Below are 11,630 nucleotides of genomic sequence, written 5' to 3'. Positions count from 1 at the left end.
TCGGGCGAAAAGGGGGAGAGGGGCGTTATTTCAGCTCGTCAACCATGGTGATGGCACGGCCAATGTAGTTCGCCGGGGTCATCGCCTTCAGGCGCGTTTTCTCTTCTTCCGGCAGCGCCAGACCGTCGATAAAATGCTTCATGCCTTCGGCGTCAACGCGTTTGCCGCGGGTCAGCTCTTTCAGCTTCTCATACGGTTTTTCGATACCGTAACGGCGCATCACGGTCTGGATTGGCTCCGCCAGAACTTCCCAGTTGTGATCCAGCTCGTCCAACAGACGGTCACGGTTCACTTCCAGCTTGCTCACGCCTTTCAGGGTGGACTGATACGCGATCAGCGCATAGCCAATGCCCACGCCCAGGTTACGCAGTACGGTGGAGTCGGTCAGGTCGCGCTGCCAGCGGGATACCGGCAGTTTGCTCGCCATATGCTGCAGCACGGCGTTCGCCAGGCCCAGGTTACCTTCGGAGTTTTCGAAGTCGATCGGGTTCACTTTGTGCGGCATGGTGGAAGAGCCGATTTCACCGGCGATGGTTTTCTGCTTGAAGTGGTTCAGGGCGATGTAGCCCCACACGTCACGATCGAAGTCGATCAGGATGGTGTTAAAGCGCGCGATGCAGTCAAACAGCTCCGCAATATAGTCGTGCGGCTCAATCTGGGTGGTGTACGGGTTCCACTGAATGCCCAGCGAGGTCACGAACTCTTCGCTGAACTGGTGCCAGTCCACTTCCGGATACGCGGCGATGTGGGCGTTATAGTTACCGACCGCGCCGTTGATTTTGCCGAGGATCTCAACCTGCTCCAGCTGACGGTACTGGCGTTCCATACGATACGCTACGTTGGCCATCTCTTTACCCATCGTGGACGGGGTGGCTGGCTGGCCGTGGGTACGGGAGAGCAGCGGAATGTCGCGGTATTCCACGGACAGCGCTTTCACCGCGTCGATGATTTTACGCCAGTAAGGCAGCACCACCTCTTTGCGCGCGGTGGAGAGCATCAGCGCATGGGACAGGTTGTTGATGTCTTCAGAGGTACAGGCGAAGTGGATGAACTCAGACACGGCGTGCAGCGCAGGAACGCTTTCCACTTTCTCTTTCAGGAAATACTCAACCGCCTTAACATCGTGGTTGGTGGTGCGTTCAATGGTTTTAATGCGCGCGGCGTCTTGTTCGCTAAACTCGGCAACGATTTTATCAAGGTAATCGTTTGCCTTTTCGTCAAAAGCAGGAACTTCCTTGATTGCTGCCTGGGCGGCCAGCTTTTGCAGCCAGCGTACTTCAACCTGAACACGGAACTTCAGCAAACCATATTCGCTGAAGATCCCGCGCAGCGCGCTGACTTTATCGCCGTAGCGTCCATCGACAGGGGATACGGCGGTCAGTGAGGATAATTCCATAATTCGCAACTCCGGGAGGTTAACAATGAGCAAGAATTTGTTTTGCCTGAGTGGTCAGGCGATTACGAGAAAACATTAGCTGCAGGCGGCCACCACCGACCTGGTGCCACAGCACGGCGGCGCGGATCCCAGCCAGCAGGGACGCGCGCACTTTTGCCTGTACCTGCGGGCTTTGCAGCACGGCAGGGGATCCGGTGACCTGAATACGCGGGCCCAGCGGGCTGATGACGTCAACATAAATGCCGGCCATCGCGCTGAGCAGCGTTTCGGACTGCAGGTCAAAATGATCGAGCTGACGCTGTAGCCCGGCAATGCGATCGCCCAGGGTATTAAGCGCGCCTTTTGCTGCACTCAGCTTACGCTCCAGCACCATCAGGCTCAACGTGTAGCGGGTCAGCTCTGCGTTTAATCCCTGACGGCTGCTGGCGTTAAGCACGCCAAGCAGGGTTTCAAGACCGAGACGAAGATTGGTTTCACTGCCGCCGAACACACCCAGGGTCGAGCCGGGGTTAAGATCGATAACGCTGTTCAGTGAAACGTGCAGGGCATCAGCGTCGCAATGACCCTGATGCGCGAGCTGTTGCACCAGACGGGCTGACTGGCAAATTCCCGCCAGCGCCAGGGTGATGTCATAATAGTTCTTCGCCACACGGTCTCCTTTATGTGTGCAATCGTATTAAACAGCAGGCAGCGGCAGGCGCTGTTCAATGATCCCGCCGCCCAGGCAGATCTCACCGCTGTAGAAGACAGCAGACTGACCTGGGGTGACGGCGGCAACCGGCTCGTCGAAGCGCACGTCAATGCGATCGTCATCGAGCGCGGTAACGGTGCAAGGAATATCGGTCTGACGGTAGCGTGTTTTCACCGTGCAGCGCAGCGTGCCTTTCAGCGGCTCACGATCGACCCAGTGCAGCTGTTGCGCGATCAGGCCAACGGACATCAGACGCGGATGGTCGTGACCCTGAGCAACAACCAGAATATTGTTTTCGACATCTTTGTCGACTACGTACCACGGATCTTCGCTACCTTCTTTCGTTCCGCCGATACCCAGGCCTTTACGCTGGCCGAGCGTGTGGTACATCAGCCCCTGATGCTGGCCAATCTCTTCACCGTCGACGGTGACGATCTTACCCGGCTGTGCGGGCAGGTAGCGCCCCAGGAAATCGCGGAATTTACGCTCGCCGATGAAGCAGATGCCGGTAGAGTCTTTTTTCTTCGCGGTGATCAGGTCCAGCTCTTCGGCGATTTTACGCACCTGCGGCTTTTCCAGCTCGCCGACCGGGAACAGGCTCTGGGCGATCTGCTCGTGGCTCAGCGTATAGAGGAAATAGCTTTGATCTTTGTTGCCGTCCAGACCGCGCAGCAGCTGGCTTTTACCATTCACGTCTGCACGACGCACATAGTGGCCGGTCGCGATGTAGTCAGCGCCCAGATCTTCCGCGGCGAATTCCAGGAAGGCCTTAAATTTGATCTCTTTGTTGCACAGAATATCCGGGTTCGGCGTGCGGCCCGCTTTGTACTCTTCCAGGAACAGTTCAAAAACGTTGTCCCAGTATTCTGCGGCAAAGTTAACGGTGTGCAGTTCAATGCCGAGCTTATCGCATACGGCCTGCGCGTCGGCAAGATCCGCTGCGGCAGTGCAGTATTCCTCGCCGTCATCTTCCTCCCAGTTCTTCATGAACAGGCCCTCCACCTTATAGCCCTGTTGCTGTAACAGGTAGGCGGAAACGGAGGAATCGACACCGCCGGACATGCCGACGATCACTTTTTTCTGGCTGTTATCTGACATGGAATACTCACGACATTGAACTTCAAGGCGGCGTATTCTATCACGCCCCCCCACCATTGGCACCCTCTGTAAACGGCCAGTTAAATGCGCCGATGACATCCAGCGGCAGGCGTGCGCCTGACTGCCAGCAGCGAATGCTTTCCGCAACCAGCGGGGAGCGCAGGTTTGGCGCGTTCTGGATCTCGTCGGCGGTGACCCACAGACAGCGGTCTATATCGTCATCGTGCGGCTCAGTGGCGCACGTTTCGCTAAGCTCAACGGCGAATAAAAAGCGCAGGAACGGGGTGCTGTCGGGCGCAATCCACTGGTGCATACGGATGAAGTGCTGGGGTTCAGCGTGAATGCCTGTCTCTTCCCACAGCTCGCGTTTTGCTGCCTCCAGCAGAGTTTCATTGGCTTCAAGGTGTCCGGCAGGCTGGTTCCACAGCGCTTTGCCGTTAATGCTCTCTTCGACAACCAGGAATTTACCCCGGGCGTGGACCACGCAGGCAACCGTAACATGAGGTTTAAACATCATTTCTCCTTAAGGGGCAGCGTCGCGCCATTCGCCGTTTGCCAGCGTATCCAGGGTGTAGCTGCCCATGGCGTATCGAATCAGACGCAGGGTAGGGAAGCCGACATGTGCGGTCATGCGGCGAACCTGACGGTTGCGGCCTTCGTAAAGGGTGATTTTGAGCCAGCTGGTCGGGATGGATTTGCGTTCACGAATCGGCGGATTGCGCGGCCACAGCCACTCCGGTTCATTCACGCGTTCAATACCTGCGGGCAGTGTTGGGCCGTCGTTCAGCGTCACGCCTTTGCGCAATTTTTCCAGCGTTTGTTCGTCCGGCTCGCCTTCGACCTGGACGAAGTAGATTTTGCCGGTGCGTTTGCCCGGCTGCGTGAGCCTCGCCTGCAGCGCGCCGTCGTTGGTTAAGACCAGCAGGCCTTCGCTGTCGCGGTCCAGACGCCCGGCTGCGTAGACGCCCTGAACGGGAATAAAATCCTTCAGCGTGCTGCGCCCGGCTTCATCGGTAAACTGCGGCAAAACATCGTAGGGTTTATTGAACAAAATAACCCGCTTTGGCTGGGTTTCTTGCGGTCTTCTGGCGGCTTGTCGTGAGCTGAATCGCTCAACCCGGTGTTTTGTAAAAGAAGTTTTCTTCATGGTATTTTCAGGCGTTATCAATTGCCGCATTATAGCCTAATAACGAAGACCTTTCATGGCGCAGGACAATCAGGTACTATCGAAGGGCTCATTACAATTTATTAACATAAGATCAGTAACAACCAGAAGCGCTCGAAGGAGAGGTTAATGGAAAGCAAAGTAGTTGTTCCGGCGGAAGGTAAAAAGATCACCCTGCAAAACGGCAAGATTAACGTTCCTCACAATCCGATTATCCCGTTCATTGAAGGTGACGGAATCGGTGTAGACGTTACCCCGGCGATGCTGAAAGTGGTTGATGCCGCTGTTGAGAAAGCCTACAAAGGCGAGCGTAAAATTTCCTGGATGGAAATTTACACCGGTGAGAAATCTACTCAAGTTTATGGCCAGGACGTCTGGCTGCCAGCAGAAACGCTGGACCTGATCCGCGACTACCGCGTTGCTATTAAAGGCCCACTGACGACGCCAGTTGGCGGCGGTATCCGTTCCCTGAACGTGGCACTGCGTCAGGAGCTGGACCTGTACGTGTGTCTGCGTCCGGTTCGTTACTATCAGGGCACCCCAAGCCCGGTTAAGCACCCTGAACTGACCGATATGGTTATCTTCCGCGAAAACTCAGAAGACATCTACGCGGGTATCGAATGGAAAGCGGACTCTGCTGACGCAGAAAAAGTGATTAAATTCCTGCGCGAAGAGATGGGCGTGAAGAAAATTCGCTTCCCTGAGCATTGTGGTATCGGCATCAAGCCATGTTCCGAAGAAGGGACCAAGCGTCTGGTGCGTGCGGCGATTGAATACGCTATCACCAACGACCGCGACTCTGTGACCCTGGTTCACAAAGGCAACATCATGAAGTTCACCGAAGGCGCGTTCAAAGACTGGGGCTACCAGCTGGCGACCGAAGAGTTCGGCGGTGAGCTGATCGACGGTGGCCCATGGCAGAAGATCAAGAACCCGAACACCGGCAAAGAGATCGTCATTAAAGATGTGATCGCCGATGCGTTCCTGCAGCAGATCCTGCTGCGTCCTGCAGAATACGACGTGATTGCCTGTATGAACCTGAACGGTGACTACATTTCTGACGCCCTGGCAGCGCAGGTTGGCGGTATCGGTATCGCCCCTGGCGCGAACATCGGTGATGAATGCGCCCTGTTCGAAGCGACACACGGTACTGCACCAAAATACGCGGGTCAGGACAAAGTGAACCCGGGCTCTATCATCCTGTCTGCAGAAATGATGCTGCGTCATATGGAATGGTTCGAAGCCGCAGACCTGATCGTTAAAGGTATGGAAGGCGCGATCAACGCGAAAACCGTAACTTACGATTTCGAACGTCTGATGGAAGGCGCTAAGCTGCTGAAATGCTCAGAGTTTGGCGACGCGATTATCGCGAACATGTAATCCAGATTCTGGGTTAAACAAGAGCGGGGGCCTGAGGGTTCCCGTTTTTTTTGCCTCTGCCTGCGGGAGACACCACGATGCTAGCTACTATTCTTATCGCTGTCGTTGCATTCATCCATCTCTACATTCTTGTGCTGGAAATGTTCCTGTGGAATACCAAAACAGGGCACAAGGCCTTTAATCTGCGTCCTGATTTTGCGCGCGATACCCGCGTACTGGCCGCGAATCAGGGGCTGTATAACGGTTTTCTGGCGGCAGGTCTGCTCTGGAGCCTCTGGCTCGGCGAAAAGGGGATCCAGGTAGCCATCTTCTTCCTGACCTGTGTACTGATCGCCGGACTGTTTGGCGCAGCCACCGCCAGCCGGAAAATTTTGTATGTACAGGCCGTACCCGCTCTCGCGGCGCTGCTTGCGTTGCTCATCTGACGCAATGCTTTGGTTGAGATAAGGCGTCCGATATACTGATGGCTTCACCCTTACAGGTTTGCTACGAGACAGTTATGAACAACGATATCCCACTGAAATATTATGACATTGCCGATGAGTACGCGACGGAAGCCGCAGAGTCCGTCGCTGAGTCAGAGCTCGACGCGCTTGCGCATTATTTCCAGCTGCTGCTTACCCGTTTATCGAATAACGAGGAGATTAGCGAGGAAGCCCAGCAGGAGATGGCCGCAGAGGCCGGGATCCGTGCGGGGCGCATTGATGATATTGCGAACTTCCTCAATCAGTGGGGAAATGAATAGCCTGCTTCAAAAACCGTTATGCTGATGCTTTGCGATACAGCTCAGCATCACGCTATCGGACCACATGCACTTTTTCCGCAGAATATGCGAAGCGGGGGCGTCGATAAACAGCGCGAAAATAACGGTCAGGCAAAAGAGTACCACTGGGAATAGTAAGGATAATTTCACGTTTTTAACCAAAATATGAGTGTGCTTCAGGGTAATCTACCGTCTGATTGTGACGACTATATGTTTTTGCGTAAAAAATTGAAATGCCCGACGGGAAAAAACGGGCACGCCAGTTTTGGATTACGGTGTGACGCCGGTGAGTTGCTTCGCCAGTTCGCTGCGGGTGAGTGCTTTTGAAAAATACCATCCCTGGATCAGGGCATCGGGATATCTGTCCGCAATAAAGCGATATTGAATTTCATTTTCCACGCCCTCGAATACAAGCGTTTTATTCAATCTTGCAAGAGCATCGCTGAAGATAGCGAAGATGTTTTGTTTATAATGCTCGCTGATGCCGTCCACCAGCGACTTATCAATTTTGATTTCATCATATTCAAGCAGCGACAGGCGTGCGAGGTTCGAGTTTTGCACGCCAAAATCATCTATTGATATTTTAACGCCGAGCGATTTGAGCTCCCGACAGAATCCCTCCAGGATATCTGCCGTGGAAACGGCTTTCTCAGAGAGTTCGACCTTCATCAGGGAAAGGGGAAGGTGATTGGCAAAACACGCACGACGCAAAATGGTAATGAACTGTCCATCTTCAATTTCCTTCCGCCCAACGTTTATTGATACTATCAGCTGGTGTTTTATTGCCAGTGGGGCAATTTCGGAAAGGGATTTTTCGATAATATTACTATAATATTTTTTATACAGACCAATCTTCTTAATTAATGGAATAAAAAGCTCCGGAGAGACGTCCCCGTGCTTTTGATCGCGCCATCTCGACAGAACTTCGACGCCCACGATTTTTTGATCGCGAATACGGATAATGGGCTGATAGTTAACGCAGATGGTATTCGTGATGACGGCTTTGATCAGCGTGCGTTCCAGAGAAAAACGATCTTCATAGATTCGGAAGATAAACAACGTAATCGCGATCCAGATCAAACAGAGAATGACCGCAAGAAGCGCAAAGATAAACGGAGGTAACGAGGCCAGCCCAGCGTCATGATGCTTCACGATGACGCACAGGTCCCAGAAGGCGCTGCACTGCGTCAGGGTCAGGGTAAACAACGTCGAATGCAGCCAGCTCTGCTGATTTAGCTCCGGAGCGGCCGAAAAAAAGACTCTGCCGAAGTCTTTCGTGGTAGCACTTAGCGAATAACTTGCGGTAACCGGGCTGAATTTATCGTAAGCATAGCGGGAGGTGAAGATAATAATATTGTTATAAATTGCCGCGTTGCCCGTGAAAAAGTCTTTTCGCGAAAACTGGGCCAGGAGAAAGCCTCTCGGCGTTTTATGCAGTTCTGCAGGAAGTGCAACGGGCGTTGCGAGTTTCCCCCAAAAAGCGGTACAGACTATTTTTCCCTTTTCGATAAAACCTATATCGCCAAAATAAAGATTATTAAGCTTGATTTGTCTGTAGCTATCAAGGCTGGCTTTATCACATCCCTGCGTCGTTATGCTTTTTAGGCCCAGCGCAACGTTTTGGGACAGGTCTTCTGAATAATGTAAAAGGGTTCGGGATATTTCGAGCTGTTTGCTCTTCTGCTGTCCTGTGATGACAGCATTGACGGCATAAAGAGACAGGAAGACCAGAAGCGTTGAAACGATAGCAACGGCAATGAGCTTTTTCATTTTCCAGATATCCAGTCCGCTCCCTGATTTCACAAAGCTTAACACAGCCAGGGCAAGGAACAAGCCTGATAGTCACGTCATGTGAGTAAATTCGGGCAGGTGAACTCATACGAAAGCATCAGTTTTTTAAGACAATTCTCAGCTAAGCTATTTTCATTGCCATAAGCAACGCCGGATTAGCACAGGCTTTTCTTCCAGAACATCCATGCTTGTTTTTTCTATTAAGGAAAACATCGTGCGCAACGTGATGATCCCTATTATGAGTGCCCTGTTTCTTTTTATGAGCGGCATTCTGATTATTAACTGGCAGCTATGGCAGATGGCGAAGCTGAGTAATAGTCATGCCGCGATGGCAAGCACCCAAAAAATAGAAAATATACTGGCTGAAGCAGTCAGTGCGGCCAACACGGCGAAGCGCGTTGCGGAGCAGGGGTGTACCAGTAGCGGACAGCTGGCGCTGGGGACGGAAGCCGCGCTAAAACCGCATCTGCGTGCCATCATGATCCAGCAGCAGGGCAAAATCATCTGTACTTCCCTTCCCGGGAATGGCGTATTGATTATTCACCCTGAGACCTTACCTGCCGAAAAGTTGATGCTGCTACCCGGCAATCGGCTGGTGAACGGCATGCCGGTGCTTGTCTTTCAGATGCCCGTTGCGGGAGGGCGCGTCATGGTCAGCATCAGCGACGCGCATTTGCAGGGCGCCATTACGAGCGCATCAAATAGCGTTGGCCTGGGACTGGTTGTCGGCGAAAGAATGTTTACCCGCAGCGGTGATGTGACCAGCTGGAAAGCGGCTTCGTGGACGGGGTCACTTACGACATCTTCGCAGTTCCCCTTTAGCCTGGCCTGGCAGCCTCCTGCCTTTTTTAGCCTGACGCGGCTACTGCACCAGGGATGGAGCCTGATACTGCTTATTCTTGCATTATCCGTGGTGCTGGGCATTTTGATCCGCCGTTACAAGGGGAAAAGCACCTCATTCGAAGACGATTTGCGTAAAGCCATTTTGCAGGGGGAGATCGAGCCTTATTATCAGCCGATCGTGAACGGGGATACCGGCGGGTTGTACGGTGTTGAGGTCCTGGCGAGATGGAAACATCCAAAGTCAGGCTTTATCCCGCCGGATGTCTTTATTCCGATTGCCGAACGTAGCGGTTTAATTATCCCGTTAACCAAAGGGTTGATGGCGAAAGTGGTCGCACAGCTTAAACCACTGTTGCCTAAGCTACCGGACGGGTTTCATATCGGGGTGAACATCAGCGCCAGACACATCAATGCACCTTCCTTTATCGGGGACTGTCGCGTCTTCGGGAAGGGGTTTCAGGGTAAAGAGGTCAAACTGGTTCTCGAGGTGACCGAGCGTGAACCGCTGATCGATAATCCTCACCTGGTGGAAAACCTCAACATGCTGCATAACGCTGGTTTTGTTATTGCCCTTGATGATTTTGGTACGGGTTATTCCGGGCTGTCATGTCTTAATGCGCTTGCCATTGATTATATTAAAATTGATAAAAGCTTTGTGAACCGGGTTTCAGAGGAAAAGGACTCAACGATCCTGCTGGACTGCGTCATTGATCTGGCGAAAAAACTCTCATTGCGCATTGTAGCTGAAGGAGTAGAAACAAAAGAGCAGCTGGAGTATCTCAACCGTAATGAGATTACCCTGTTACAGGGATATTATTTTGGTAAGCCCGTCTCCTATATCGATTTTATTAAAGTCATTTTATCTAAACCCAGGGAGATCGTAAGTTTGTAAATCAAAATAAAGGCAAGCTTCCGTTGTCTGCTTAAGTGCAATTCATTTTCCTCTTATCCCGAGCTTTGTTACAGTGACAAGAGTTGTCAGCCAGGGATGTCAGGCGTGATAAGGTGGAAAAGCTCGTGCATGTGAAAAATACTTTTTACACAACAACCATTACCGTCATCATTGTTTCATTGATCCTCTCGCTGTCGCTCGCCGTCCAAATAGCCACGTCCAGACAGCAGTCAATCCAGCAAATTAATACCAGCGTTGCTAACCTGAGCCATACCCTTGATGTCTACACCGAGGGGATCATGCGCCAGAGTGAAATGTTAATTACTACCGTTTCCGACATAATCGAAATTTATGGTATGACCCCGCAGCAGGCGACCAATATTCAGCACATGATCAATAATCAGGATAACCTTCTTACCCAGATTAATAATGTGGTTGTTTACAACGCTCAGGGCGATATCTTCACCGCACTGCATGAAAGTTTTACCGGGTCACGCAAAGGCTCGGACAGAGAGTTTTTTATCTATCACAAAGAAAATAAAACTCAGCAGATTTTTATTGGGGAGCCGGTGGTAAGCAGAACCAATGGCAAATGGGTTATCACCATCAGTCGACGCCTTGAAACCGAGAGCGGGGCATTTAACGGAGTGGTGGTGGTGACGCTGGGTATCGAAAATTTTCTGGCACTCTACGGGCAGATTAATATCGGTCACTCGGGCGTCATCGGCTTAACGACGCAATCAGGCGTGCTGCTGGTCCGTTATCCCTTTAAAAATACTTATATCGGCACGATTGTTTCTGATTCACCGCTATTCAGGAAATATCTCAAGGTACAAAATTCGGGGATAGCCAGCTCCATCTCACGGTTTGATAAAATCGAGCGCATTTATGCCTACGAGAAAAACAGACGCTACGGACTGGTCACCACCGTGGCCGTTAGCATTGATGAAGCCCTTGCACCCTGGCGCAAACAGGCCATTCAGCTGGCGGTGCTCATTTTCGTGTTCACGGCGATCCTCATTGTGGCGTCATACTTCCTGTATTCCGATCTCTCCCGAAAAACAAGGGATAACAAAGCGCTGAAGATTATTGCCTCAGAAGATGCGTTGACCGGGCTGTACAACCGCCGCTTCTTTGATGAAAAAATCCTCTCGGAAATCACTATGTGTGCTGAGCATGACGCACCGATTTCGATACTGATCGTGGACGTGGATTACTTCAAAAAATACAACGATAACTATGGTCATCCGGAAGGGGACCGGTGTCTGGCAATGCTCGGAAACAGCCTCAGGGAGAGCCTTACGCGTGATAATCAGATTGTGGCGCGATACGGCGGAGAAGAGTTTGCGCTGATATTGCCTGATACGGATATCCAGGATGCGCTCCGACTGGCCCAGACGATTATTCGCAATGTGTTTTCCCTACAAATTGCGCATGCTTTTAGCCCCTTCGGACGGGTAACGGTCAGCGTCGGGATTTCTACCGCACGTGCCGTCGACATCGCTGGCAGCCAGCAAAATATCATTATTGCCGCTGACCAGGCGCTCTATCAGGCAAAGCGCGCAGGACGTAACCGTTACGCGTTTGTTGGGGTATGAGCAGAAAAAAAAG

General features: G+C 52.1%; 11 protein-coding genes. 5 read left to right on the top strand and 6 right to left on the bottom strand.

Annotated features, from left to right (window positions below; genetic code table 11):
• Nucleotides 1–25: 25 nt before the first annotated feature.
• Genes purB through rluE form a run of 5 tightly spaced genes read right to left on the bottom strand, consistent with a single transcriptional unit; the run spans nt 26 to nt 4,362 of the window.
• Nucleotides 26–1,396 carry an adenylosuccinate lyase gene (gene purB, locus USH94_RS11180; RefSeq protein ID WP_111965563.1) on the bottom strand — a complete coding sequence of 457 codons (1,371 nt, stop codon included), beginning with the start codon at nt 1,394–1,396 and terminating at the stop codon, nt 26–28.
• Between the two features lie 19 nt (nt 1,397–1,415).
• Nucleotides 1,416–2,045: a high frequency lysogenization protein HflD gene (gene hflD, locus USH94_RS11175; protein ID WP_013097081.1), complete on the bottom strand. Its 630-nt coding sequence runs from the start codon at nt 2,043–2,045 to the stop codon at nt 1,416–1,418.
• Nucleotides 2,046–2,072: 27 nt separating this feature from the next.
• Complete coding sequence (gene mnmA / locus USH94_RS11170; RefSeq protein ID WP_021241033.1) at nt 2,073–3,185, bottom strand: tRNA 2-thiouridine(34) synthase MnmA; 1,113 nt, start codon at nt 3,183–3,185, stop codon at nt 2,073–2,075.
• Between the two features lie 40 nt (nt 3,186–3,225).
• Complete coding sequence (locus USH94_RS11165) at nt 3,226–3,699, bottom strand: NUDIX hydrolase (RefSeq protein WP_111965564.1); 474 nt, start codon at nt 3,697–3,699, stop codon at nt 3,226–3,228.
• A gap of 9 nt (nt 3,700–3,708) precedes the next feature.
• Nucleotides 3,709–4,362: a 23S rRNA pseudouridine(2457) synthase RluE gene (gene rluE, locus USH94_RS11160; protein WP_111965565.1), complete on the bottom strand. Its 654-nt coding sequence runs from the start codon at nt 4,360–4,362 to the stop codon at nt 3,709–3,711.
• A 117-nt stretch (nt 4,363–4,479) separates the two neighbouring features.
• Between rluE and icd the strand changes: the two genes are divergently transcribed.
• The 3 genes from icd to USH94_RS11145 all read left to right on the top strand — a co-directional run bounded on the left by icd (nt 4,480) and on the right by USH94_RS11145 (nt 6,475).
• Complete coding sequence (gene icd / locus USH94_RS11155) at nt 4,480–5,730, top strand: NADP-dependent isocitrate dehydrogenase (protein WP_045327001.1); 1,251 nt, start codon at nt 4,480–4,482, stop codon at nt 5,728–5,730.
• Nucleotides 5,731–5,807: 77 nt separating this feature from the next.
• Nucleotides 5,808–6,155: a DUF1304 domain-containing protein gene (locus USH94_RS11150; RefSeq protein ID WP_111965566.1), complete on the top strand. Its 348-nt coding sequence runs from the start codon at nt 5,808–5,810 to the stop codon at nt 6,153–6,155.
• 74 nt (nt 6,156–6,229) lie between these two features.
• Nucleotides 6,230–6,475, top strand: a complete 246-nt coding sequence (locus USH94_RS11145; protein ID WP_111965567.1) for a DUF2543 family protein — start codon at nt 6,230–6,232, stop codon at nt 6,473–6,475.
• A gap of 288 nt (nt 6,476–6,763) precedes the next feature.
• Here USH94_RS11145 and USH94_RS11140 read toward each other — a convergent pair whose 3' ends face one another.
• Nucleotides 6,764–8,263 carry a cyclic diguanylate phosphodiesterase gene (locus USH94_RS11140; RefSeq protein WP_111965568.1) on the bottom strand — a complete coding sequence of 500 codons (1,500 nt, stop codon included), beginning with the start codon at nt 8,261–8,263 and terminating at the stop codon, nt 6,764–6,766.
• Between the two features lie 259 nt (nt 8,264–8,522).
• Here USH94_RS11140 and USH94_RS11135 point away from each other — a divergent pair, with 259 nt between their 5' ends.
• Nucleotides 8,523–10,019, top strand: coding sequence for an EAL domain-containing protein (locus USH94_RS11135; RefSeq protein ID WP_258525065.1), 1,497 nt, complete (start codon nt 8,523–8,525; stop codon nt 10,017–10,019).
• A gap of 113 nt (nt 10,020–10,132) precedes the next feature.
• Nucleotides 10,133–11,617 carry a diguanylate cyclase gene (locus USH94_RS11130; protein ID WP_414146655.1) on the top strand — a complete coding sequence of 495 codons (1,485 nt, stop codon included), beginning with the start codon at nt 10,133–10,135 and terminating at the stop codon, nt 11,615–11,617.
• The last annotated feature ends 13 nt before the right edge of the window (nt 11,618–11,630 follow it).

It is taken from the genome of Enterobacter sp. 148H3, from assembly GCF_034107425.1.
Lineage (GTDB): Bacteria > Pseudomonadota > Gammaproteobacteria > Enterobacterales > Enterobacteriaceae > Enterobacter > Enterobacter vonholyi.
This window is presented reverse-complemented; position numbering and strand designations above follow the sequence as displayed.

Bases quoted from the DNA above. Each gene is read 5' to 3' on its own strand.
- purB (WP_111965563.1), bottom strand. From the start codon at position 1,396: ATGGAATTATCCTCACTGACCGCCGTATCCCCTGTCGATGGACGCTAC.
- mnmA (WP_021241033.1), bottom strand. From the start codon at position 3,185: ATGTCAGATAACAGCCAGAAAAAAGTGATCGTCGGCATGTCCGGCGGT.
- USH94_RS11165 (WP_111965564.1), bottom strand. From the start codon at position 3,699: ATGTTTAAACCTCATGTTACGGTTGCCTGCGTGGTCCACGCCCGGGGT.
- rluE (WP_111965565.1), bottom strand. From the start codon at position 4,362: ATGCGGCAATTGATAACGCCTGAAAATACCATGAAGAAAACTTCTTTT.
- icd (WP_045327001.1), top strand. From the start codon at position 4,480: ATGGAAAGCAAAGTAGTTGTTCCGGCGGAAGGTAAAAAGATCACCCTG.
- USH94_RS11150 (WP_111965566.1), top strand. From the start codon at position 5,808: ATGCTAGCTACTATTCTTATCGCTGTCGTTGCATTCATCCATCTCTAC.
- USH94_RS11145 (WP_111965567.1), top strand. From the start codon at position 6,230: ATGAACAACGATATCCCACTGAAATATTATGACATTGCCGATGAGTAC.
- USH94_RS11140 (WP_111965568.1), bottom strand. From the start codon at position 8,263: ATGAAAAAGCTCATTGCCGTTGCTATCGTTTCAACGCTTCTGGTCTTC.
- USH94_RS11135 (WP_258525065.1), top strand. From the start codon at position 8,523: ATGAGTGCCCTGTTTCTTTTTATGAGCGGCATTCTGATTATTAACTGG.